Origin of the sequence: Aeromonas sp. QDB31, from assembly GCF_027707605.1 — a bacterium.
Taxonomy (GTDB): Bacteria; Pseudomonadota; Gammaproteobacteria; order Enterobacterales; family Aeromonadaceae; genus Aeromonas; species Aeromonas media.
This window is the reverse complement of sequence record NZ_JAPCIX010000029.1, coordinates 1-22,693: the sequence shown is the minus strand read 5'-3', so window position 1 is coordinate 22,693 and position 22,693 is coordinate 1. Positions and strand designations below refer to the sequence as shown.

At 60.5% G+C, this 22,693-nt stretch carries 20 protein-coding genes, 2 tRNA genes and 1 pseudogene; 12 read left to right on the top strand and 11 right to left on the bottom strand.

The features are described from left to right. Positions 1-31: 31 nt before the first annotated feature. Positions 32-1,030: a DUF481 domain-containing protein gene (locus tag PG898_RS19140; protein ID WP_161507399.1), complete on the bottom strand. Its 999-nt coding sequence runs from the start codon at positions 1,028-1,030 to the stop codon at positions 32-34. Between the two features lie 21 nt (positions 1,031-1,051). Continuing rightward, positions 1,052-1,969, bottom strand: a complete 918-nt coding sequence (locus tag PG898_RS19135; RefSeq protein WP_005326992.1) for a L,D-transpeptidase family protein — start codon at positions 1,967-1,969, stop codon at positions 1,052-1,054. Positions 1,970-2,348: 379 nt separating this feature from the next. Here PG898_RS19135 and PG898_RS19130 point away from each other — a divergent pair. After that, positions 2,349-2,438, top strand: a tRNA-Ser gene (locus tag PG898_RS19130). A 133-nt stretch (positions 2,439-2,571) separates the two neighbouring features. Here the strand turns inward: PG898_RS19130 and PG898_RS19125 are convergent. Further along, positions 2,572-3,033: a MurR/RpiR family transcriptional regulator gene (locus PG898_RS19125; protein ID WP_201035417.1), complete on the bottom strand. Its 462-nt coding sequence runs from the start codon at positions 3,031-3,033 to the stop codon at positions 2,572-2,574. Between the two features lie 394 nt (positions 3,034-3,427). Between PG898_RS19125 and nosR the strand changes: the two genes are divergently transcribed. The 8 genes from nosR to PG898_RS19085 all read left to right on the top strand — a co-directional run bounded on the left by nosR (position 3,428) and on the right by PG898_RS19085 (position 11,863). Next, a complete protein-coding gene (gene nosR / locus PG898_RS19120) occupies positions 3,428-5,539 on the top strand; it encodes a transcriptional regulator NosR (protein ID WP_236544905.1) in 2,112 nt (703 codons plus the stop codon). Between the two features lie 64 nt (positions 5,540-5,603). Then, on the top strand, positions 5,604-7,511 hold the full coding sequence (gene nosZ, locus PG898_RS19115; protein ID WP_021141192.1) for a TAT-dependent nitrous-oxide reductase: 1,908 nt from the start codon (positions 5,604-5,606) through the stop codon (positions 7,509-7,511). A gap of 59 nt (positions 7,512-7,570) precedes the next feature. Next, on the top strand, positions 7,571-8,890 hold the full coding sequence (locus tag PG898_RS19110) for a nitrous oxide reductase family maturation protein NosD (protein WP_270824880.1): 1,320 nt from the start codon (positions 7,571-7,573) through the stop codon (positions 8,888-8,890). Further along, the gene (locus PG898_RS19105) at positions 8,887-9,813 is read left to right on the top strand and encodes an ABC transporter ATP-binding protein (RefSeq protein WP_270824881.1); all 927 of its coding nucleotides are present in this window, start codon (positions 8,887-8,889) and stop codon (positions 9,811-9,813) included. The genes PG898_RS19110 and PG898_RS19105 overlap by 4 nt, the downstream gene beginning before the upstream one ends. After that, the gene (locus PG898_RS19100) at positions 9,810-10,640 is read left to right on the top strand and encodes an ABC transporter permease (RefSeq protein WP_005324386.1); all 831 of its coding nucleotides are present in this window, start codon (positions 9,810-9,812) and stop codon (positions 10,638-10,640) included. Before PG898_RS19105 ends, PG898_RS19100 begins: the two co-directional genes overlap by 4 nt. 24 nt (positions 10,641-10,664) lie before the next feature. Then, positions 10,665-11,210: a nitrous oxide reductase accessory protein NosL gene (locus tag PG898_RS19095; RefSeq protein ID WP_042650505.1), complete on the top strand. Its 546-nt coding sequence runs from the start codon at positions 10,665-10,667 to the stop codon at positions 11,208-11,210. Between the two features lie 49 nt (positions 11,211-11,259). After that, positions 11,260-11,409, top strand: a complete 150-nt coding sequence (gene tatA, locus PG898_RS19090) for a twin-arginine translocase TatA/TatE family subunit (RefSeq protein ID WP_041206197.1) — start codon at positions 11,260-11,262, stop codon at positions 11,407-11,409. A gap of 136 nt (positions 11,410-11,545) precedes the next feature. Further along, on the top strand, positions 11,546-11,863 hold the full coding sequence (locus PG898_RS19085; protein ID WP_041206196.1) for a c-type cytochrome: 318 nt from the start codon (positions 11,546-11,548) through the stop codon (positions 11,861-11,863). Positions 11,864-12,225: 362 nt separating this feature from the next. Here PG898_RS19085 and PG898_RS19080 read toward each other — a convergent pair whose 3' ends face one another. The 7 genes and pseudogenes from PG898_RS19080 to PG898_RS19050 all read right to left on the bottom strand — a co-directional run bounded on the left by PG898_RS19080 (position 12,226) and on the right by PG898_RS19050 (position 16,302). Beyond that, positions 12,226-12,615 (bottom strand): hypothetical protein, encoded by a 390-nt coding sequence (locus tag PG898_RS19080; protein WP_270824882.1) that lies wholly within the window; start codon positions 12,613-12,615, stop codon positions 12,226-12,228. A gap of 32 nt (positions 12,616-12,647) precedes the next feature. Further along, positions 12,648-12,926 (bottom strand): annotated as a pseudogene (locus PG898_RS19075) (hypothetical protein); the annotation flags it as partial. A gap of 38 nt (positions 12,927-12,964) precedes the next feature. Then, positions 12,965-13,114: an alcohol dehydrogenase catalytic domain-containing protein gene (locus PG898_RS19070; RefSeq protein WP_270824883.1), complete on the bottom strand. Its 150-nt coding sequence runs from the start codon at positions 13,112-13,114 to the stop codon at positions 12,965-12,967. Positions 13,115-13,129: 15 nt separating this feature from the next. Beyond that, on the bottom strand, positions 13,130-13,294 hold the full coding sequence (locus PG898_RS19065) for a hypothetical protein (RefSeq protein ID WP_270824884.1): 165 nt from the start codon (positions 13,292-13,294) through the stop codon (positions 13,130-13,132). A gap of 99 nt (positions 13,295-13,393) precedes the next feature. After that, positions 13,394-14,587, bottom strand: a complete 1,194-nt coding sequence (locus PG898_RS19060; protein ID WP_270824885.1) for an MFS transporter — start codon at positions 14,585-14,587, stop codon at positions 13,394-13,396. 30 nt (positions 14,588-14,617) lie between these two features. Beyond that, on the bottom strand, positions 14,618-14,968 hold the full coding sequence (locus PG898_RS19055) for a cyclophilin-like fold protein (RefSeq protein WP_270824886.1): 351 nt from the start codon (positions 14,966-14,968) through the stop codon (positions 14,618-14,620). 197 nt (positions 14,969-15,165) lie between these two features. Next, a complete protein-coding gene (locus tag PG898_RS19050) occupies positions 15,166-16,302 on the bottom strand; it encodes an alpha/beta hydrolase (protein WP_270824887.1) in 1,137 nt (378 codons plus the stop codon). A gap of 204 nt (positions 16,303-16,506) precedes the next feature. Between PG898_RS19050 and PG898_RS19045 the strand changes: the two genes are divergently transcribed. Continuing rightward, positions 16,507-17,391 carry a LysR family transcriptional regulator gene (locus PG898_RS19045; protein WP_270824888.1) on the top strand — a complete coding sequence of 295 codons (885 nt, stop codon included), beginning with the start codon at positions 16,507-16,509 and terminating at the stop codon, positions 17,389-17,391. Positions 17,392-17,833: 442 nt separating this feature from the next. Further along, on the top strand, positions 17,834-18,628 hold the full coding sequence (locus tag PG898_RS21375; RefSeq protein ID WP_270824889.1) for an SPOR domain-containing protein: 795 nt from the start codon (positions 17,834-17,836) through the stop codon (positions 18,626-18,628). 302 nt (positions 18,629-18,930) lie between these two features. On the opposite strand, the gene PG898_RS19035 is transcribed toward PG898_RS21375, so the two are convergent. After that, on the bottom strand, positions 18,931-22,368 hold the full coding sequence (locus PG898_RS19035) for a response regulator (RefSeq protein WP_270824891.1): 3,438 nt from the start codon (positions 22,366-22,368) through the stop codon (positions 18,931-18,933). Positions 22,369-22,616: 248 nt separating this feature from the next. On the opposite strand from PG898_RS19035, the gene PG898_RS19030 reads away from it, so the two are divergent. Continuing rightward, a tRNA-Gly gene (locus PG898_RS19030) sits at positions 22,617-22,692 on the top strand. Position 22,693 lies beyond the last annotated feature (1 nt).

Here is a 22,693-nt window from a genome sequence, read left to right as displayed (position 1 = left end):
CACTTCGGTGGGCCTGTGTCGTTTCTGGGAGCTAGAAGCTGGCGCCCAGGGTGATGATGTGACGCCACTCCTTCTCGCTCACATCCATGTCCAGGCCGTGGTAGTCGAACCAGATATCGTCCCAATCCAGCTCGCTCGACCAGGAGAGGCGCAGGTGATCGTTGAAATAGTAACGAAGCCCCAGGCTGCCGCTGACGGACTGCTTTCTGGTCAGATAGGGGGAGGGTTGATCGACGAACTTTTCATAGCTCCCCTTGCTGAACAGCTCAAACTTCTCCTGCCACAAGTCGAGGGGCTGGCGGTAGTCCCACCCGAGGCTGATGAAGGGATAGTTGATGATCCGTTCGTTGAACAGATCAGAGTTGCTCCACACCTCCGGGGTGAAGTAGGCACGCTCCAGACCGAGCTGACTGATCAACTCCAGGCGGCGTCGTTTGTCATTCCAGAAACGGTAGCCGGGGCCCGAGGCGTAGTCTATTTCCAGATAGCCTGCCTCTATCAGGTTGTAGTCGATGTCGACGGAGGAACGCAGGAACCAGTGATCGTCGAAGAAGAAGTCGAGCTTGGGCTTGAGCTTGTATTCGTGGCTGTCGGTGACGTTGTTCGCCGTCTCGTAGATATATTCGCCATCCAGACTGTAGCGCCAGTCCAGATTGGCCAGCTCGGTGGAGACCTTGAGGTTGACGTTGTTGGTCTTCTTGGTGCTTTCCTTGAGCTTGATGTTGAGATCGCCGGTGCCGGTCAGGAGCCAGGCATTGACTTCGTCAGGGGAGTCCAGCAGCGGGATCCCCGTCTTGGTCAGCGGTTTCGGCTGCTCCTGTTTGTCCAGCCGCCAGCGCTTGATGGCATGGCGCTGGACGGTCAGGACTTCGCTGTAGGATGGCTTGATGCGGATCTGATCGTCCGTGATCTCTTCTATGGTACCGGTCAGGCGATCGCCGTTCTGCATCCACAGGATGTCCGCCATCGCGGCGGAGCCGGGCAGCAGGGTCAGCAGGAGCGTCAGCAGCGGAAGGCCGCATTTCGTCATGGTCATCTCCCGGGAGGGCACTTAGCCGCTGACGGGGCGGGGCAGCCCGTTCTTGTCGTCGAGCAGGGCGGTTACCCGGGCGCCGTCTATCTCCGGGGCCGCGATGAACTGCTCGACCTCGGGGGAGAGCACCAGCGGGGCACCCTCGGACATCTCCTCCTCGGTACGGGAAAGGGGGGAATGCACTTCCAGCCAGCGACGGCCATCGGGTTCGACCGCCATCTTGACCGGCTGGTTGATCACCTGCACCCGGGTACCGACAGGCACCAGGCCAAACAACATCTCTATGTCGTCGGGGCGCAGCCGGATGCAGCCCGCGCTGACCCGCAGACCGACCCCGAACTCCTTGTTGGTGCCGTGAATGAGGTAGTCCTTGTTGCCATAGCCCAGGCGCATGGCGAACTTGCCGAGGGGATTGTCCGGGCCCGGGGGCACCACGGCCGGCAGGTCTATGCCCTTTTGCTCCAGCCAGGACTTGCGCACCATGGGGCCGGGCACCCAGGTCGGGTTCGGGTTCTTCGCGATGACGGTGGTGGTCATCTCCGGCGTCTCGCGGCCGATGTCGCCGATGCCGATGGGCAACACCATCACCTCCGCCTTGCCCTTGGGGAAGTAATAGAGTCGCAGCTCCGGCAGGTTGATGACGATGCCCTCCCGCGGCACATCGGGCAGCAGCATCTGGGTCGGCAGGGTCAGCCGGGTGCCGGGGGATGGTAAATAGGGGTCTACCCCGGGATTTGCCTCGAGCAGTGCCAAAAAGCCAATCTGGGTATGTTTGCCGACCAGTTCCAGGTGATCGCCAGGTTGGACTATGTAGTCTTCCAGCTCACCGATGAGACGGCTGTCCGCCGGCGGAAGAGGATAGGTTTTCGACCAGGCCGGTGTGGTCCAGAGGCTGACAGCCGCCAGCAGCAGTGAGACGATACGGAGATTGCGCATGGTTATTCCTATCGGCAGTTCTCGAGGGAAGCGCTTCCCTCCCAAAAAATGAGCAGAGATTGTCAACCAATCGACAGGGGATTACCAGCGCCAGACCGCGTCTCTCACGGGCCGGATGGAGGCATGTTGAGAGGCATTTTCGGCCCTCAGCCCCCTGTTTTTCAGGAAAAGGCGGATAATCCCGCGTCGGCGCCGAGGGAATAGGCCAAGAGACCACTCCTGACACTGAGGGAGCCGCTAGTTGTCTCAGCCAGCCTGGGCGTAGCAAGGGAAGGGGGAGCGATTCGCCACAGGTTGACGGTTTAATATCCAGTTGTCTGATCTGCAACGAGATTTACGTTGATTTCCCGCCTACGGTTGGGTCAATATGAGGGCCCGCGGAGAGATGCCGGAGTGGCCGAACGGGATTGACTCGAAATCAATTGTGGCAGCAATGCCACCCAGGGTTCGAATCCCTGTCTCTCCGCCACATATCAAGCCCAACCTGTTGATTAGGTTGGGTTTTTTATTTTATCGGTTTTTTTGGTATGCAATCCTGATGGATTACCTTGGACACCGACCCTGCCAGGCATCCACGGATTGTTGATACTTCTCTCTAGCAATCATATCAACCAAGGCAACGTAGCCTTGGCGCTATCCGAGATGGCTCCCGCCAGCTCCGGCCTAGTTTCCAATAGTTGTTGGCTCAACAGCTCGATCACCAGCATGGCGCTTATCTTTGAGTGAAATGAACCCGCTGTCAGCGGTCCTGCCGCTACCAGCAACTGATCTGCGAGGGTGGCGAGCGGGCTGCGACTGGTATTGCTGAGCACTATGATGCTTGCTCCGTGTTCTTTGCCCAGTTGCACCGCATGCAGCAGATCTTTGGTCGAACCAGAGCTGGAAATCGCTATTACCCCCAGTTTCAGACGGGTGGCATTCATCACAGCTCGATGCATATCGCTGAACTGTTGAGCTGAAATTCCCATACGCAGTAAGCGATAGGTCAGGTACTCCCCGATAATGGCACTCGCGGCAACACCATAGACCTGGTGGACCTTCTCCAACAGTTCGGTATTTTGCACGAGAGCGTCCTTGCTTATCAGGGCGCCAGTACCACGCAGCGCCGCCACACTCTCCTCAGTCTGTCGTGGTCAACTAAATCCGGGCACCGGGTTAGGCCGGTTTTCGGCTTTTGCTGGCGGTATCCCGTCATCGTCGATATGGGGGCGGATCGGACATAAGTGTGATGGCGATTTAAAATGGGTAATTCATTTGACTATTTAGGTTGACCTGCACTGACCATGAGATTTAAATGGTCACCATTGGCTGTCAACCTGCACTCAGCGGAGCGATTAGGGATGCCATGCCAGGTGGTGTTCCACTCATATTATTGCGGGAAGCAGGCATATGAAGTCGATGATGCGGTCAGAACCTTATCCATTGCTCTTGTCACACCGATTCTGGGGATTGCTGTCGATGGTCTTGCTGCTGAGCTTCTTCAGCACGGGCCTGCTAGCGAAAACCTATCCCGTTGAGCAGACTCGCATCGAGCAGTTTTTTCCGGGCGTCGTTATTTCCAAGGCCACCGGTCCCTATCAGGTTCGCACCCTGAGCAAAGAGGGCAAGCCGATAGGCTATGCCTTCCAGACCATCAATGTCGTGAATATTCCCGCCTACTCGGGCAAGCCCATCAACATGCAGATATTGCTCGACCCCAAGGGGGTGATTGTCGATGCCTATGTGCTCGAGCACCATGAGCCCATCCTGCTGATTGGTATTCCGGAAGCGAAGCTGCATGGTTTTAATGCCAGATATGCAGGCGTTGGAGTGAATCAACGAGTGGTGGTCGGCCACTCTAGCGATCCGGATGCGGTCACGATTGATGCCATCACCGGGGCGACAGTCACCGCCATGGTGGTCAACGAAATCGTCATGCACGCTGCGCACAAGGTGGCGTTGTCACTGAGTCTGGTCGAAGAGAAGAGCGGTGCGAAACCCAAGCCTGCCATGGTGCGCACCGATCGCTATGAGCCCGGAAACTGGGCGACGCTCACCGGCAACGGTGCCATCCGCCGGTTGCATCTGACCCGTGGCCAGGTCGATGCGGCGTTCAAAGGGACCGAGGCGCAAGACGTCGGCACTGCCACGGCCGAGCAGGTTGACGATACCTTCATCGATCTCTACGTCGCGCACCTGAATCCCCCCTCCATCGGCCGCAATCTGCTGGGGGACAAACAGTTTCATATGCTGATGCAGACGCTCCAACCCGGCGAGCAGGCCGTCGCCGTGCTGGGCAGGGGGGAATACTCCTTCAAGGGGTCGGGTTATGTGCGCGGCGGCATCTTCGACCGGGTGCAACTGCGCCAGTTTGGCGACACCATCAGTTTCCGTGACTCGGATTTCCAGCGTCTCGACGATGTCTATGCAGAGGGAATGCCTGAGTTTGACGAGATGGCGATCTTTACCATCCGTGCCCATGCGGCATTTGATCCCGGCTCGCCCTGGAGCCTGGAATTGCTGGTGCGCCGCCAGACCGGGCCGGTCAAGGGGGTCTTCAGCAGTTTTGAGCTTGCTTACCAGTTGCCCGAATCCTATCTGACACGCCCCCTGCCGAGTGCCGAGGAGCTGGCCGCGGCCGAAGAGGCCGCGCGCCCGCTGTGGGTGAAGATCTGGTACCAGAAGAGCGTGCAGATCGGCATCATCGGGCTTGCGCTGCTGCTGCTCACCACCATCCTGTTCTTCCAGGACAGGTTCACCCGGCGACCCCATTTTCTGCACTGGCTGCGCCGTGGATACCTGTTGTTCACCGTGACCTACATCGGCTGGTATGCGCTGGGACAGCTCTCGGTGGTCAATGTGCTGACCTTTGTCCATGCGCTGTTCCAAGATTTTCGCTGGGAGCTGTTCCTCACCGATCCCGTCCTCTTCATCCTCTGGACCTTCACAGCCGCCACCATTCTGCTCTGGGGCCGTGGCGTGTTCTGTGGCTGGCTCTGCCCGTTTGGCGCGTTGCAGGAGCTGATCAATGAGGCGGCGCGAAAACTGAAGGTCCGCCAGTTCGAGCTTCCCTTTGCGGTGCACGAACGGCTTTGGGCCATCAAGTACATCATCCTGCTGGTGCTTTTCGGCATCTCGCTGGAGTCGATGCAGATGGCCGAACAGGCCGCCGAAGTGGAACCCTTCAAGACGGCCATCATCCTCGGGTTCGATCGTCAATGGTGGTTCGTGTTGTACGCCGCGCTCCTGCTGGTGATCAACCTCTTCACCCGCAAGGTCTACTGTCGTTACATCTGCCCGCTGGGGGCTGCGCTGGCGATCCCCACCAAGCTGCGCCAGTTCGACTGGCTCAAGCGGCGCAAGGAGTGCGGCAGCCCCTGCCAGCTCTGTGCCAAGGAATGCGAGATCCAGGCCATCCACCCGGATGGGCGGATCAACGCCAACGAATGCCACTATTGCCTCGATTGTCAGATGACCTATCACAATGAGCGCAAGTGCTTGCCGTTAGTGATGAAAAACAAGCAGGCCAAACGTGGCGGCCAAGGACAGGTTGGTATTGAACGGATACCTGTCACCTCAATTGAAACCTGAACAATCAATAACCCTCGTGAGGCGAGTCCGTTCGCCCCGTCAAAAACGATAAAGGAGTCGGTTTATGAGTGATAAGTATCCTGAGAATGCCGAGCAGGAGTTGAGTCAAGGCGGCCTCAGCCGTCGCAGCTTCTTCAAGGGGGCAGGTGCCCTGACGGGGGCCGCGCTGGCCACCACGGCCTTTGGTGGCGCGGTGATGAGCCGGGAGAGCTGGGCCGCGGCCGTTTCCGAGGCCAAGCAGAACATTCATGTCGCGCCAGGGGATCTCGATGACTACTACGGCTTCTGGAGTGGTGGTCATCAGGGTGAGGTGCGGGTCCTGGGCATCCCCTCCATGCGTGAATTGATGCGTATTCCTGTGTTCAACGTCGATTCCGCCACCGGCTGGGGGCTGACCAATGAAAGCCGCCACATCATGGGCGAAAGCGTCAAGTTCCTGAACGGTGATTGTCACCACCCCCATATCTCCATGACCGACGGCAAATACGACGGCAAGTACCTGTTCATCAACGACAAGGCCAATAGCCGGGTGGCCCGCATCCGGCTGGACATCATGAAGTGCGACAAGATGCTGACGGTGCCCAACGTCCAGGCCATTCACGGCCTGCGCCTGCAGAAGGTGCCGTACACCAAGTACGTGTTTGCCAACGCCGAGTTCGTCATTCCCCATCCCAACGACGGCACCACCTTCGATCTGCAGGATAAAAACAGCTACACCCTGTTCAACGTCATCGACGCGGAGAAGATGGAGATGGCCTTCCAGGTGATTGTCGATGGCAACCTGGATAACACCGATGCGGACTACACCGGCACCTATGCGGCGTCTACCTGCTACAACTCGGAGAAGGCCTACGATCTGGGTGGCATGATGCGCAACGAGCGTGACTGGGTGGTGGTATTCAACATCCCGCGTATCGAGGCAGCCATCAAGGCCGGCAAGTTCGTGACGCTGGGTGACTCCAAGGTGCCGGTGGTTGACGGGCGGGAAGGCTCCGAACTGACTCGCTATATCCCGGTGCCAAAAAATCCCCACGGTTGCAACACCTCGTCCGACGGCAAGTACTTCATCGCCAACGGCAAGTTGTCACCGACCGTGAGCATGATCGAGATCGCCAAGCTCGACGATCTGTTCGCGGGCAAGCTCAAGGACCCGCGCGAGGTGATCGCGGCCGAGCCTGAGCTGGGTCTGGGTCCGTTGCACACTACCTTCGATGGCCGCGGCAATGCCTATACCACGCTGTTCATCGACAGCCAGGTGGTGAAGTGGAACATGGCCGACGCGGTGCGTGCCTATCAGGGCGAGAAGGTCGACTACATCAGACAGAAACTCGATGTGCAGTATCAACCCGGCCACTTGCATGCGTCCCTGACGGAAACCAGCGAAGCCGATGGCAAATGGTTGGTGGCGCTGTGCAAGTTCTCCAAGGACCGTTTCCTGCCTACCGGCCCGCTCCACCCGGAAAACGATCAGCTGATCGACATCTCCGGTGAGGAGATGAAGCTGGTGCATGATGGTCCCACTTTCGCCGAGCCCCACGACTGCATCCTGGCCCGCCGGGATCAGATCAAGACCCGCAAGCTGTGGGATCGCAAGGATCCTTTCTTCGCACCCACCGTAGAGATGGCGGCAAAAGACGGCGTCAAGCTGGAGACCGATAACAAGGTGATCCGTGATGGCAACAAGGTGCGGGTCTACATGACCTCGATGGCCCCGGCCTATGGGATCACCGAGTTCAAGGTCAAGCAGGGGGATGAAGTCACGGTGGTGATTACCAACATCGATCAGATCGAGGATGTCAGCCACGGCTTCGTCATGGTCAACCATGGCGCCAGCATGGAGATCAGCCCGCAGCAGACGTCCTCCATTACCTTCACCGCCGATAAGCCGGGCCTGCATTGGTACTATTGCAGTTGGTTCTGTCATGCACTCCACATGGAAATGGTTGGTCGCATGCTGGTCGAGCCAGCCTAACCATAGTGTCGGGTGGTGCCGATGGCATCGACACCACCCGAATATCCAGGATCCAGGACATGAACCCTCTATCGGTATTACCGACCTTGCCAAGGCAGGCCCGGAGCACTGTTGCGCTGTTGGTGCTGGGATGTTGCTGCATTGGTGCGGCCTTTGCGGCACCTCAATCCATTCGTTCCCTGCCCTTGCAACCCGATGGAGAGGCGCGTTGGCGTCTGCCTGCCGGAGAGTACCGGGGGCAGTTCCGTATTGAAGAATCCCTGATGCTCCGTTGCGAGGCGGGGGCGGTGATCAATGCTGAAGGGGAGGGCAATGCCCTCACCATCGCGGCGCGGAACGTGACGGTGCAGGGCTGCACTCTGACCAACTGGGGTAGCAACCTCACCAAGCTCAATGCCGCTGTCTTCATCCAGCGGGAAGCCAGTCACGCCAAGGTGCAGGCCAATCGGATGCAAGGACCGGCCAGCGGGATCTGGGTGGATGGCACGAGCAACGTCAGCCTGCTGGATAACGTGATCGAGGGAGAGCTGCGACTGCGTTCGCAGGATCGTGGCAATGGCATTCATCTCTATGCCGTGCACGGGGCGCGGGTCATCGGTAATCGGGTACGCCATGCCCGTGATGGCATCTATATCGACACCTCCAACGGCAACAGCCTCGAAGGCAATCAGCTGGAAGATCTGCGCTACGGCATTCATTACATGTTTTCCAATGACAACCGGGTGATCGGCAACCTGACTCGCCGCACCCGCACCGGTTATGCACTCATGCAGAGTCGCAAGTTGACCGTGATCGGCAACCGTTCCGAGCAGGATCAGAACTACGGGATCCTGATGAACTACATCACCTATTCCACCCTCAGGGACAATCTGGTCACGGAGGTTCGTGACGGGGGCGCGGGCGAAGGCATGATCTCCGGTTCCGAGGGCAAGGCGTTGTTTATCTACAACTCGCTCTTCAACCGCATCGAGCACAACCGTTTCGAGCGCAGCGCGCTGGGAATCCATCTCACTGCGGGATCGGAAGACAACCTCATCAGCGACAACGCCTTTATTAACAATCGGCAACAGGTCAAATATGTCGCCTCCCGGCGGCAGGAGTGGTCGGTGGCGGGCCGCGGCAACTACTGGAGCGATTATCTGGGCTGGGACCGTAACAACGACGGGCTGGGAGAGGTGGCCTACGAACCGAACGACAACGTGGACAGGCTGCTCTGGCGCTATCCGCAGGTCCGACTGCTAATGAACAGCCCCGGCATCGAGGTGTTGCGCTGGGCCCAGCGCGCCTTCCCCATCATCAAATCTCCCGGCGTGCAGGATAGCTACCCGCTGATGCAGCCTCCCGCCATCGCCCCTCATCCACAGGAGAACCCCTCATGAACGTGGTCGACATTCAGGGCGTACACCAGCGCATCGGTGGCATGACCATATTGCAGGACGTGAACCTGAGCCTGCAGGAAGGTGAGGTGCTGGGGCTGTTCGGCCATAACGGTGCGGGCAAGACTACCAGCATGAAGCTGATCCTCGGCCTGTTGAGCCCGAGTGAAGGGCGGGTGCAGGTACTCGGCGGTCAGCCACAGGATCTCAACGTGCGCCGTCAGCTCGGTTATCTGCCGGAAAACGTAACCTTTTATCCACAGCTCACTGGGCGGGAGACCCTCGCCCATTTTGCCCGTCTGCGGGGGGCGGCCCCCATGCAGGTGGTGGAGTTGCTGGACCAGGTCGGGCTCAGCCATGCGGCGGCGCGTCGGGTGAAGACTTATTCCAAGGGGATGCGTCAGCGGCTCGGTCTGGCCCAGGCACTGCTTGGCGAGCCGCGTCTGCTGTTGCTCGATGAACCCACGGTGGGGCTGGATCCCATCGCCACCCAAGAGCTCTATCAGCTGATTGATCGCCTGCGCCAGGGGGGCACCAGCATCATCCTCTGCTCCCACGCGCTTGCCGGGGTGGAGGCCCACCTCAATCGTGTCGCCATTCTGGCCGGTGGCCGCTTGCAAGCCGTGGGTGATCTCGCCCAGTTGCGCGCCGACACTGGCTTGCCGGTGCGGATGCGCATCCACGGATTGGAGGATGGCAACCATTGGATTGGCCGCTGGCGGGAGGCGGGCCATCAGGCTCGCTTGCTCGATGCACAGAGCGTGGAAGTGGTGGTGCACAACGGCCACAAGCTGGCGTTGCTGCGCGAGTTACTGGGGGAATGCGAGCCCGGTGACATAGAGGTGCATCAACCTTCGCTGGAAGATCTCTATTGCCACTACATGGCGCGAGCCGATCAGGCGAACCGGAAGGAGGTACGGCCATGAATCAGGTCTGGAACATTGCCCGCAAGGAGTTCAGCGATGGTCTGCGCAACCGCTGGCTACTGGCCATCAGCCTGCTGTTTGCGGTGCTGGCGGTCGGCATTGCCTGGCTCGGTGCTGCCGCCTCCGGCCAGCTGGGATTTACCTCCATTCCCGCCACCATCGCCAGTCTGGCGAGCCTTGCGACCTTCCTGATGCCCCTCATCGCTTTGCTGCTGGCCTATGACGCCATTGTTGGCGAGGAGGAGAGCGGCACTCTGATGCTGCTGCTGACCTATCCCCTCGGCCACGGCCAGATCCTGATGGGCAAGTTTGTCGGTCACGGCCTGATCCTGGCACTGGCGACCCTGCTCGGTTTTGGCTGCGCCGCCCTGGCCATTGCCGTGCTGGTGGAGGATATCTCCCTCTCCACCCTGGTCTGGGCGTTCGGCCGTTTCATGGTGTCATCCACCCTGCTGGGCTGGGTCTTCCTCGCCATGGCCTATGTACTGAGCAGCAAGGTCAGCGAGAAGTCCCGTGCCGCCGGGTTGGCGCTGGGCGTCTGGTTCCTGTTCGTACTGGTGTTTGATCTGCTGTTGCTGGCACTGCTGGTGCTGAGCGAGGGCCATTTCAGCGCCACCCTCTTGCCCTGGCTGCTATTGCTCAATCCGGCCGATATCTATCGGCTGATCAACCTCTCCGGCTTCGAAGGGGAGAGTGGCGGGTTGGGGGTGCTCTCCCTCGGGAGCGAATTGCCCTTTTCTACCGACATGCTTGGGTTCTGCCTGTTGTTGTGGGTCGGCGTGTCGCTGTGGCTGGCTTATGCCGTGTTTCGTCGTCGCTCGGTCTGAGCCGGGTATAACAAGGATAGTAATATGCTGAATTCAAATAATTTTTATCTTAAAGGCAGCCTGATGGCCCTGCTGCTGGCGCTGGCCGGTTGCAACGATGTCGACTCGAACCCGCACGTTTATGATCCCGTCGCCTTTCACTCCGGCGACGAGTGCCACATCTGCGGCATGGCGATCACCGGCTTTCCCGGCCCCAAGGGCGAGGCGGTGGCTAAACAGGGTGCGATGAAATTCTGCTCTACGGCCGAGATGTTTGGCTGGTGGCTGCAACCGGAGAACCGGGAACAAGATGTCACCCTGTATGTGCATGACATGGCACGCTCGACCTGGGAAAAACCGGATGATGATGCCCTCATTGATGCCCGACAGGCCTTTTATGTCGTCGGCGCCAACCTGAAGGGGGCCATGGGGGCTGCACTGGCCTCATTCGCCCGCGAGGAGGATGCCGAAAGGTTTGCAACCAGCCAGGGCGGCAGGCTGGTGCGGTTCGAGCAGATAGATCTTGCCTTGCTGCAACCTGATCCCCAGTCCCATCCAGCTGAACCGCACGGCAGCCCGGCGGCCCATTGATAGGCTTTTTCACCCCTTATCACTCATTACATCGCAGGAGGATGCTCCCATGATGGGGATCAGCGTTTGGAAGCTCTTGATTATTCTCGCCATTGTCATCGTGTTGTTTGGTACTGGACGCCTGAGTGGCATCGGTTCGGATCTGGGCAAGGCCGTGCGGGGATTTCGTAACATGCTGGGCGAAAAAGAGAGCCAGTAAGAAAACACCATCCGGTTACCCCCAATCTCTGCAGCCCTTGGTCGCGTCGGGCCGTCAGCATGACGGAGTGCGGGATGCGAGTAGCCGGATACCAAGCGGGGCATTGCTGCCTCCATCAACATAAGGAAATACCAATATGAAAAGAAACGTGTTTTCACTGCTTGTCCTGGGGGCTGCTGTTTGTCTGCAACCGGCCATGGCAACTGACGGCGAGACGTTATTCAAGAGCAAGCCTTGCGTGGGTTGCCACATGGTGGATGCCAAGCTGGTCGGCCCCTCATTCAAGGAGGTCGCGGCCAAGTATGACGGGCAGGCAGACGCGGCCACCCTGTTGGCAGGCCGCATCAAGAACGGTACCCAGGGCACCTGGGGGGCAGTGCCCATGCCGGCCAACGCCGTCACGGAAGAGGAGGCCAAGACCTTGGCCGAATGGGTGCTCAGCCATAAAAAATAACAAGTCGCTTGCACTGAAGCTCGGTGTGAATGCTGATGGTGGTACCGGGCACGTTGTGGTGGCGGTGTAGCTTGGCCAGTTGTTCCGGGAGTCCGGTCGGGTTCGCTTGCCGACCCCGATAGCGCCGGGCGTGCTTGATGCAGTCGGGGGGCTCACGGTGATGCATCACTTGAGACGCTGTCGGCCAGTGGCCAAACAGCCGGCCTGACCCTACTTGATGTGCGCGATGCGGTGCGCAGGCAACGCGTGCCGTTTGCACAGATGCAGCCTGTTGAGTTCAGGAGCATAGCGATGTACCTCGTCCTGGTGATAAGACGGCTCCTCCTTTGGTGCCAAGGGCCGGCGCTGAGCGCTCTGGCCCCTTATGCTGCTTGTAAATGAGCGTTCCAGGTGTAGGGAGTTGCGCTGCAACGAGCAGAGTCGGTTATCTGATTGATAACGGGCATGGCATGGAGTCGCACCGGCAGCGAACCGTATTCTGCCACCCGCCGGTCCATGACCATGTGGGCGCAGGTCGTGCGACCCGGCTTGGCCATGGGGTCTGGACAGCGAGCGGTCAGCCAGCCGCCGAACGGCGCGATGCGGTAGCCACTTGGGATGTGGGTGAGCGAGGTACCCATGCCCCTCCCGTGAATGAGAAAGGGCATTGCCAGTTCGTCGATATCGATGCGTTGGCCTTTGAACTCATCGGCGCCGTACTCACCGGTTTGCTGGTGCTTGCCTCGCACCTCGATGGTGATGTTCTCCGCCATCCGCACCTCCGGTTTGGCTTCAACCTGGTGAGTCACGACGCCTGCTTCAGGGCCGATGTGCCGTGGTCAACGACATCCAGACACCCGGTTGGGCCGACTCTCGGCGGTATCCCGTCATGGTGTTGAGGTGGACGCCGCCAGTGGTAGTCAACCATCAGGTAATAACTGCTATTCCGCTTCACCTCCCGCAGGTTTATGTATCCCGTTGTCGGGAGCCACTCTGACTTGAGGCTTCTGAACAACCGTGCCATGCCATCGAGGCGTTCCCAGCCGTTGCCACGCCGGCCCATGCTCTGGGTCATGGGACAGCGGGCTGCCGTCGATACGGTCGGGGCGCCATAGGTGTGAATCACGGTTGCGCCGTAGTGCCCTCTTTGCACGCCTCGCCATGACCGCAGGCGTCCACCATGCAGCCGACCCCGCCCCGATCGCCTGCCTTGAAGCTGTTGACCTGACAGTTGACGGCAACCACCCAACCGATGATTTCATGGCCCGGCACTATGGGATAGCGGGGTCAGCCCCCGTCATTGCGGGCGGCGTACAGATCCGAATGGCAGATGCCGCAACAGAGAGTGTCGATCTCCACATCATCGGAGCGTGGCCGTCGGCGAGTGATGGGATGGCATGCCAGCGGTGCCGTGGCCGGGGTGGCAGCATGAGCGTTGACTGATTTAATCATGATGTTCTCCCCGATGAGCTGGCCTCAGTTGCCGGGGGATCTCGGTGCAACACATGGGCGGCGCAGTGTCTTGGGCGGTTGAGTCACGAGATCGGATCATCATGCGTTCACCCGGGCGGGTTGCAGCCGCTTGCCGTTGCCCACCACCAGGGTGGCCACCATCAACAGCGCGGCGCTGCCAGCCAGGGTGGCGCCTATGGTGTAGTGATCGAGCAGCCAGCCACCGATGCCAGCTCCCAGCATGATGGCGAGCTGGATGGCGGCCACGATGAGGCCGCCGCCACTCTCGGGGGCATCGTGGATCCCCCGGGCTATCCAGGCGGACCAGACAACCGGAATGGCGGCATTGATGGCGCCCCACAGGGTCAGCATCAGCGCGACGCCCCAGAAGTGGTGCTGCATGGCGAGCAGGCCAAGGGTGATGAGCGCAAGCATCAGGGGCAGCCATCGCAGCAGCCGATAGAGGTGGCGATGCAGGGTAGCGCTGGCCACAGTAGTGCCCACGAAACCTGCCATTCCCAGCGCCAGCAGCAGGGAGGAGAGCTCCGGCAGGCTGGTTTGGGTACGGGTCTCCAGAAACGGCCGGAAGTAGGTAAACGCACAGAAGGCGCCTGCAAAGGTGAGCATGACGCCGAGCATGGCCATCGCCACATTGGGCCGCTTCAGCAGTCCCAACGCTTGTGTCACGCGGCGTTCGCTTCGCATCGAGGGCAGGCTGACTGCCATCCACACCAGGTTCAGCACCACCAGCGGGGTCAGCAGCCAGAACACGCCCCGCCAGCCGATGATGCCACCCAGATAACTGCCGAGCGGAGCGGCAAAGGCGGTCGCGACGGCATTGCCGGTGTACATCAGGCCGAGGGCTCTAGGCACCGAGCCGGGGGCCACCAGCCTCATGAGGGTGGCGGTGGCCAGAGCCCAGAATCCGCCGACCACCACCCCCAGCAGGGCCCGGGCCAACATCAGCAGCGCAAAGTTGGGGCTCAACGCGATCAGGATGAGGGAGAGCAACATCATCAGTGCCAATCCCATCAGCACATGGCGCCGCTCATGGTGGGCACAGACCCGGGTGACCAGCAGGCTGGCGATGACGGCAAAGAGACCCGAGATGGAGATGGCAAGGCCCGCCTGACCATCGCTGGCACCGAGATCGCGGGCGATCGGGGTCAGCAGGCTGACCGGCATAAACTCGGCGGCGATCAGCAGGGCCACGCAGAGGGACATGGCTCCCACGGCCCCCCAATGTTCTTGTACCACGGGAAGGGGTTCGACAGCGGCATGATGAGTCTTCATTTCACGACCTGATATTGAAAGGGGGCTGAGTCATTTGACGGCTTCAATAGTGAGAGTGCCCGAGGGTTGGGCGGTCAAGGTATCCAGACCCGATGTAATGCGCCCCAGGCGGATGAGGCCGCTCGAGTAACCGAAGTCCCTGTAGTAGATAGCCAGGTTGCCCCAGGGGGCGTAGTAGCAGATATCCCCCACGTTCGGGTCTATGCCTTTGGGCGCACCCTGGGTGGTCAATTTGCCCGGCAGATAGGCAATCTTCTCGGTCTCGGCATAGTCTTCGAACTGCAATGTCAGGGGTAGCATGGCGAAAAAGTCCCGGGCGCTGTCACTCTCTTCCAGGCTGGCCGTGATGATCTGGCCTGCCATTGTCATCCTGATGTTCATGGTCTCTCTCCTGCTATGACTGACCTCGTCTGTGGCTGCGATCGCGCTGGTCGCCACCAGCAACAGGGCCATAGCGCGTGTCAACATGCCTCTGGTCATCATTTTTTCCCCGACATGGCGCCATTGCACAGACTTGCAATCTCGCGTGGCCACCGATGAGAAAGATGCGGCGGGATGGCCCGCCGCGTTACTGGTTTTTACTTCAAATTGGTCTTGAAGAACTGCTCAAACCGGCCAAAAGGGATCTTGCCTGCCTCGTTATCGTAGAGATCCACATGGTTGGCGCCCGGTACCACGACCAGTTCTTTTTGCTGGCTGCCTACCGCCTTGAAGGCATCTTCGGCAAAGTAGCGCGAGTGGGCATTCTCGCCGGTGACGATCAGCGCAGGAATGTTGATCTCGCTGGCATAGCTAAGCAGCGGCATATTCATAAATGACAGCGGCATGGTGGTGGTCCAGGCACCATTGGAGTTCACCGAACGCGCATGGAAACCGCGCGGGACACGGTAGTAGTCGAAGAACTCCTTGAGTACTGGATGTGGATTGTCCGGCAGTGCCTCTGGCAGGGTTCGTTTGGCTGCCGTGACGTTACCCTTCTGGTCGACATAGAGATCGTGATTGCTATGGGCAAAAGAGCCACTTTCTGTGTCTTGCCAGCGTTGTTCGTTCAGGTGTTTCAATATGGCGCGGCGATCGGCAGTGGTGTAACGATCCTTGCCATCGCCCACGCCATGCCCCATGGCTCGACTCATGTCATACATCACGCTGGTCGCCACGGCTTTGACGCGAGTATCGGCAGCAGCGGCATTGAGGGCCATGCCACCCCAGCCACAGATGCCCAACAGGCCGATACGATTGCGGTCGACCTCTTGTTGCAGGCCGAGAAAATCGACGGCGGCACTGAAGTCTTCGGTGTTGATGTCGGGGGAGGCCACGTCGCGCGGTTGGCCGCCACTTTCGCCGGTGTAGGAGGGGTCAAACGCCAGGGTGACGAACCCGCGCTCGGCCAGGGTCTGGGCATAGAGACCGCTCGACTGCTCCTTCACCGCGCCAAAGGGGCCGCTCACGGCAATGGCCGCCAGCCTGGTGTTTCCCCGGTTCTTCGGCAGGTAGAGGTCGGCGACCAGGGTCAGGCCGTAGCGGTTCTTGAAGCTCACCTTGCGATGCTCGACCTTGTCGCTCTGGGCGAAGGTCTTGTCCCATTGGGTCACCATGGAGACGGGTTCAGTGGGATGGGTGTTCTGGGCATGGCTCATCGTGGAGACTCCGGTTAATGCTGCGCCCAGCAGCAGGGCAGACGCGATAGCGGTCAGCTTCTTGGGGAGAACATTCATGGCAACGCTCCTTGAAATCGGATTTCTGATCCGTGGTTCTGGGGGGGATGGTGTTGTGAACCATGAGCTGCATTCTAGTTAGAACCATTGGTGATGATTAGATCGGTTTTTTTGATAACATTAATGTGTGTGGGTTCTTAATCTGGGCGTCCAAAGGGCGTTGCACAAACCATGGCTGGCTGAAAAAAATCTGGGTGGAACAAGATGACAAGCCGCGAGAATTACAACGATCTCCACGTTTTCATGCTGGTTGCCCGGGAAGGCAGCTTTACCCGGGCGGCTGCCAGGCTGGGGCTGGCCCAGTCCGGGATAAGCCGCACCATCCGGGATCTCGAAGCCCGGCTCGGGGTGCAACTGCTGGTGCGCACCACCCGCAGCCTGTCACTGACCCAGGCTGGCGAACAGCTGTACCGCACGGCACTGAGCAGCTTTCAGTCCCTGGATGCGGGGCTGGCCACCCTCGCTCACTTTCGCGATACCCCTTCCGGCACGGTGAGGATCAATGCCAGCCAGCACGCCATCGACAAGGTGTTGCTGCCCAAGCTGGCCATCTTCAGGCAGCACTATCCTGATATCCGGCTGGAACTCATCAGTGAGAGCCGCTTCGTGAACATCATCGATGAGCGCTTCGATGCTGGCGTGCGCCTGGGGGGCGAGGTGGACGAGGGGATGGTTGCCGTGCGCATCACCCCGGATATGGAGATGGTGATGGTGGCCACGCCGGATCATTTTCTGCAATACGGCTTTCCGCAGACGCCGGCCGAGCTGGCGATCCACCCCTGCATTGCCTACCAGTTTGCCGATGGCAGCCTCTATCAGTGGGAGCTGTGGCAGGAGGGCAAACTCGTCAAGCACAGGCCCCAGGGGCAGTGGGTCTTCTCTGACAGCTACATGGAGGCGGCGGCAGCAAGAATGGGGTTGGGGTTGGCCTATGTCCCGGAGGAGCTGGTCACCGATGAACTGGCGCGTGGAACCCTGATCCGGGTGTTACCGCGGTTCAGCCACCGCCTGGAGGGCCTCTATCTCTACTACCCTCATCGCAACGTATCGCCCGCCCTGAGAGCCCTCATCGACACGTTGAGACTGTGAAGCTGAAGCGAGATGCCTTTGCATATGGCGCCGACAGCGGGAAGCATCATGATGAGCCGCCCCCGGGGGCATGGGGCGCAGGAAAGCGACCATCGAGGGCGAAACGGGCAAATACCAGAGGAAACAAGCGTCTGGACGCGGCCAATGCCCCTGGATAGTCCAAGGATTCAGGCCAAGTTCAGCGCTGCCCCGGTATGGTGCTCCGGTGTTGATGCGGAGCTGCGAATGGCAACCAGAGGTGGTTGCCGGCGCAGTCATGCCTGTCCATCTTCGATCCCGCCGAGACGCAGAGGGACAGCGACATGGGGTGACACCCTGGTCAGGGCTCGCTCTCACGGACGATATCAATTTCCTGCCGTATGAGCTGCCGGCCCCGATGCCGGTCCATGATCTCTTTCTGCCGTATCGGCGCCCCCATTCTCATGCCGTCCTGGAGGACATGATGACCGAATGCCATCTGAGCAAGTGCAATCCCTCTTCTCTCATTCGCCAGATAGCCATTGGTCTGGCCGCCGGCGCCCTCTGCTTGCTGATATTGAGCTATGTGAGCCCCACGGCTCGGCAGGACGAACCCGAGGTGGGGGAGGCCGCTCCGGGTCAGGTCAGTGGCGCCGCAGCGACGTTGATCCCGCCAGCTGAGACCGGGTTCCTGCCTTCTTCTCCCGAGTCGATCGAACGGCAGGTCGACGGTGCGGCCGGCAAGCTGACCCCCATGCTGGATGTGCCGGCCAGCGGTGCCCTGCCGATCGTGGCCGAAGACGTCGTGCAGCCTGAGCCGCCAATACCAGCCCCCTCGGCGCCTTTGGTTGCGATCGCGCCTGCCGCAATCCCCGAGCCCGTGTCCACGCCTGCCCCGGAGCCTGTGTCCAAGCCGGCAGCGAAATCGCTGTCTAAACCAGCCACCGTGCCCGAGCCGCAAGGCAAGGCGTCCGGCAAGGTCAACCTGACGCCCGCCAGCGTCCTGCACCAGAAGAACATCAACCACCTCAGCATCCAGCTGATGGGAGCGAGCAGTCTGGATGCCGTAGCGCAGTTCGTGCGCGTCAATCGGCTCGCCGACCAGGTGTGGATCTATCGCACCAACTACCATGGCAGTCCCTGGTATGTGGTGCTGAAAGGGGATTATGTCGGCCTGAGCCAGGCGCAGGCAGCCATTCGTCAGTTGTCGCCAGCCCTGCAGAAGGCGGATCCCTGGCCTAAATCCTTCGCCCAGGTGAATAGAGAATTGAAGCCATAAGCCGGGTGACAGGGGATAGGCCTGAGTGAACAGGCCTCATCCCATGGGCGTTGGGTTGCCGGCGCCCTTGGGGGGAGGTGAGCGTTGGCTGACATGGGGTAGGCTATATGCCCTCGTTCGGGATGTGCCGGACCACTTGCTGAGTCGCACCGCCGGAGCAGCCCCTTCGCCCCAATGGCACAACCTCTAAAACACCACACCCGCGTCATTCGCGGGTGTGGTGTTTTAGGCATGTCATCTGCTCGATGTCTCAGGCTCATTTCGTCAGCGGAAGAGAGGCCACCCGAGATTGCAGCGGAACCTCAGCCTTTGCGGCTGGCGAGCTGGCGCAGCAGCTGGGTGCTCTGGTGCAGGCTCTGCTGCTGCCCCTCGCTCAAGGGGCACTGCTTGAGCACGTATTCGGCGCTGGCCACCACCGTCTTCCAGCGCGGTGCCTTGGGCAGGGTATCCAGGCTCAGGTATTTGTCGAGGGTGCGGGTCTGGGGGCTGGATCTGTCCATGTAGACCCGCCACAGCTTGCTCTTCTCCGCCAGCACTATCTTGCCCTTGCCGGTGCTCTGCTGCCAGGTATCCAGGGTGAGGCGCATGGTGTCCACCAGGGCCCGGCGTAGGGGCTCGTCATCCTGCTGGCGAATGAGGTTGTCCGCGAGTGAGCGGAACTCCCCTCCCAGCCGGCTCAGTTCCCCCAGCAATTGCCCATCCTCGATGATGGCCTGGCGTGACAGGCTCTTGAGGGCGTTCTCCAGCGCCATCACCCGGTTGTCGTCCTGACGCTGCTCCGTGCTGAGGGTGAGGGCGAAGGCGTGCTGGCCCCCCAGGCTGATGGGCAGGGCCCGGGCGTTGAGCCCGTCCTTCTGGCCCGCCACCAGGAAGCTCAGATCCTGCTCCGGTCGCGCCACCATGTCGGGCCACTGGCTCGCCAGCGGGGCCGCCAGCCACTCGTCCAGCGGTTGTCCTTCCATGGCTTCCGGCTCCTGGCCCAGCAGGCGGGCCAGGGCGCGGGAGGCAAACAGCACCACCCCCTGCTCGTCGATGAAGACCATGGGATCGGCCCCTTCCCCGAGCAGCGCGAGCAGCCGCTCCTGATCCTGATGCAGCTGGGTCTGCAGGCGCAGGCGGTGCTCTATCTCCTGCTTGAGCAGGTGATTTTCCACCAGGGAGGCGCGGCCGGCGCAGGCCTCCAGCAGGGCCCTGACCCGGGCAAACAGCTCCTCCTTGCAGAAGGGTTTCACCAGGTAGTCGTTGGCCCCGGCGTTGAAGCCTTCTTCGATGTCCTTGGGCTGGTTGAGGGCGGTGAGCAGCAGCACCGGCAGCTTGTCCTTGGGATGTTGTTCCCGCAGGCGGCGACAGACGTCGAAGCCGGAGAGCGTCGGCATCATCACATCCAGCAGGATGAGATCCACCGGCTCCTGGGCCAGCTTGGCCAGGGCGTCGTGGCCGTCGCTGCTCGGCAGGATGCGATAGCCGCAGGGCTGCAGCAGGTGGCGCAAGATGTGCAAGTTGATGGGCTCGTCATCCACCACCAGGATGAGGGGGGCGCCAAGTGGGGGCGGGGGGAGGTCATCGCTCTCCCAGTCCGGCAGTATGAGCGGCTGCTGGCGCACCAGCTGATGCTCAATCTGGCGGCTGTCGAGGGTCAGGCTGCCCGCCTTGCCGCTGGCGAGCGGCAGGGTGAAGGCGAAGGTGGAGCCGACGCTTGGCTCGCTCTCCACAAACAGCTCGCCCCCCATCAGGTGCACCAGCTGGCGGGTGATGGAGAGGCCGAGGCCGGCCCCCTGCTTGCTCACCTCCGGGCTTATTTGTACCAGTGGCTCGAAGATGTGCTCCAGATGGTCCTTGCCGATGCCTATGCCGGTGTCGGTCACCTTGATGCGCAGGAAGTTGCCCTCCACCAGGGCGCTCAGCACCACCTTGCCCTGAGGCGTGTACTTGATGGCGTTGCCCACCAGGTTGTAGAGCACCTGTTCGAGTCGCTGCTCGTCCGCCAGCACCGGTGGCAGCTCCGCCGGGCTGATGTCCACCAGGGTGAGGGGCTTGGCCTGCACCAGATGCTGGCAGAGATCCAGCACCAGCCGGATCACCCCCTTGGAGGAGACGGGCTGGGGGTGGATCTCCAGCTGGCCGTAACGCATCTGGTGGTAGTCGAGCAGATCGTCCACCAGCCGCGCCAGGCCGTCGGCGCTCTTGATGATGAGGCCGAGTTGTTTCTGCTGTCCCTCGGTCAAGTCCTGCTGGCTGGCGAGCATGGACTCGGCCATCCCCTTGATGCCGTGGATGGGGGTGCGCAGCTCATGGGAGGTGTTGGCCAGGAGTTCGTCTTTGAGCTTGTCAGCCTGCTGCAGGCTGAGGTTCTGCTTGTGGGTCAGCTTGACCTGCTGTTGCAGCTCCTGGGTCTGGCGCTCGATGAGTTCTATCTTGTCTTTCACCGAGCGCTGCATGTGGCGAAACGCCTGGGCCAGCCGGTCGATGTCGTCATCGGTGCGCGGTATGGCGATGGGGTGTTCCAGAGCGCCGTCGGCCACCTGCTCGGCGGCGGCGGTGAGGGAGCGCAGCGGCGCCGTGATGGAGTGGGAGAGCCAGCGGGAGAACAGGATCAGCAGCAGCAATGAGCCGGCCCCCAGCAGGATCACCAGGGTTTCCAGCTGACGGATAGGAGCATAGGCCTCGCGGGTGGAGATCTCGGCGATGAAGGCCCACTCGGTGTCGAACACCTTGACCTGGGTGTAGGCAGCCAGCACCTCGTCATTGTGATAGGAGAGGAAGGGACCGACCCCCTGCTCGCCGGAGAGCGCCTTGATGACCAGCGGCGTCTGCAGTGGCCGGAAGTCGGGGCTGAAGCTGTTCTCGACGCTGAATTCGGGGGCGAGGGAGGCGTTGGCGCGCATCCGCTTGTCCGGGCCGATGAGGATGGTCTCGCCGGTCTCGCCGAGCCCCTCCCGCTCCGCCATGATCTGGTTGAGCTTGTCCGGCAGCAGCTCGAAGATCACCACACCGCGCACATAGTCGTATTGCATCACCGGGGCGGCCAGATAGGCGACCACCTGGCCGGTCAGTTCGTTGCGGCCAAAGTCGGTGAACTCGAAGATCTGCTGGGGCTTCTGGCCGCCATTGAGGCGCCGCTTGATCTTGGCGAAGGTGTTGCCAAGACCGCTCGACTGGTAGGGGCCGGAGAGCAGGTTGGTGGCGAAGTTGGCGTGCTTGGTGACCGAGTAGACAACGTCGCCGTTGAGGTCCACCAGGAAGATGTCGCTGTAGTTGGACTTGCGCACCATGTCGGCATAGCCACGGTGAAAACGCTGGTGCACCCGGCCATACATCTCGTCGGCGAGGATCAGGGCGCTGATGGAGGGCTCTATCTCCACCTGGCTGTCGGGTTGTTGCAGCTTGTCCCAGGAGCCGGGCACATAGCGGGCCTGGGCGCGGGCGCGGGCCTCCTGCGGTGTGGTGCCGAGTTTCTCGAAGGCACCTGTAAAGCCGTAGAAGCGACCGATACTGTTGCCGGCAAAGTCCTGCTGGGAGAAGTTGATGATCTGCTCTTTGAGGTTGCCGAAGTAGTCTTCCAGCTGGCTCTTCTTGATGTTGCGCACCGACACCAGATGGTTGGAGGTCTGGGTGGTGAGATCCTTGCCGTGGCTATAGAGGAAAAACAGGGTGACGACCAGGAAGGGCACCAGGCCCAACATGAAGAAAGCCAGCATCAGCTGCGGTCTGAGCCCACGAGGCCTGAAGATCCATTTCATGGTGTGAATTTCAATTGAGAATCCAGTTACTAAGCGGCATGAGTTTCTGATTAAAGACTAACTATTTCAATGGCTTTATCTTGAATTCGCTCGTCGGGTCACAGGGAGTGGCAGGAATTTTGACCAAGGCGTTTAAAGCCTGAGCAAACGCGCCTAAAAAGCGCGTAAAGTCATAAAAAAGGGTTGTGCCCGAGCTCGGGGTACGTATAATGCGCCTCGTTGTCGGGTAACTGACATCATGCAGTCTGGCGGGAATAGCTCAGTTGGTAGAGCACGACCTTGCCAAGGTCGGGGTCGCGAGTTCGAGTCTCGTTTCCCGCTCCAA

Excerpts from the sequence above, each read along its gene's own strand:
- PG898_RS19140 (WP_161507399.1), bottom strand. The coding sequence starts at position 1,030 with ATGACGAAATGCGGCCTTCCGCTGCTGACGCTCCTGCTGACCCTGCTG.
- PG898_RS19135 (WP_005326992.1), bottom strand. The coding sequence starts at position 1,969 with ATGCGCAATCTCCGTATCGTCTCACTGCTGCTGGCGGCTGTCAGCCTC.
- nosR (WP_236544905.1), top strand. The coding sequence starts at position 3,428 with ATGGTCTTGCTGCTGAGCTTCTTCAGCACGGGCCTGCTAGCGAAAACC.
- nosZ (WP_021141192.1), top strand. The coding sequence starts at position 5,604 with ATGAGTGATAAGTATCCTGAGAATGCCGAGCAGGAGTTGAGTCAAGGC.
- PG898_RS19110 (WP_270824880.1), top strand. The coding sequence starts at position 7,571 with ATGAACCCTCTATCGGTATTACCGACCTTGCCAAGGCAGGCCCGGAGC.
- PG898_RS19105 (WP_270824881.1), top strand. The coding sequence starts at position 8,887 with ATGAACGTGGTCGACATTCAGGGCGTACACCAGCGCATCGGTGGCATG.
- PG898_RS19100 (WP_005324386.1), top strand. The coding sequence starts at position 9,810 with ATGAATCAGGTCTGGAACATTGCCCGCAAGGAGTTCAGCGATGGTCTG.
- PG898_RS19095 (WP_042650505.1), top strand. The coding sequence starts at position 10,665 with ATGCTGAATTCAAATAATTTTTATCTTAAAGGCAGCCTGATGGCCCTG.
- tatA (WP_041206197.1), top strand. The coding sequence starts at position 11,260 with ATGATGGGGATCAGCGTTTGGAAGCTCTTGATTATTCTCGCCATTGTC.
- PG898_RS19085 (WP_041206196.1), top strand. The coding sequence starts at position 11,546 with ATGAAAAGAAACGTGTTTTCACTGCTTGTCCTGGGGGCTGCTGTTTGT.
- PG898_RS19080 (WP_270824882.1), bottom strand. The coding sequence starts at position 12,615 with ATGGCGGAGAACATCACCATCGAGGTGCGAGGCAAGCACCAGCAAACC.
- PG898_RS19065 (WP_270824884.1), bottom strand. The coding sequence starts at position 13,294 with ATGATTAAATCAGTCAACGCTCATGCTGCCACCCCGGCCACGGCACCG.
- PG898_RS19060 (WP_270824885.1), bottom strand. The coding sequence starts at position 14,587 with ATGAAGACTCATCATGCCGCTGTCGAACCCCTTCCCGTGGTACAAGAA.
- PG898_RS19055 (WP_270824886.1), bottom strand. The coding sequence starts at position 14,968 with ATGAACATCAGGATGACAATGGCAGGCCAGATCATCACGGCCAGCCTG.
- PG898_RS19050 (WP_270824887.1), bottom strand. The coding sequence starts at position 16,302 with ATGAATGTTCTCCCCAAGAAGCTGACCGCTATCGCGTCTGCCCTGCTG.
- PG898_RS19045 (WP_270824888.1), top strand. The coding sequence starts at position 16,507 with ATGACAAGCCGCGAGAATTACAACGATCTCCACGTTTTCATGCTGGTT.
- PG898_RS21375 (WP_270824889.1), top strand. The coding sequence starts at position 17,834 with ATGACCGAATGCCATCTGAGCAAGTGCAATCCCTCTTCTCTCATTCGC.
- PG898_RS19035 (WP_270824891.1), bottom strand. The coding sequence starts at position 22,368 with ATGAAATGGATCTTCAGGCCTCGTGGGCTCAGACCGCAGCTGATGCTG.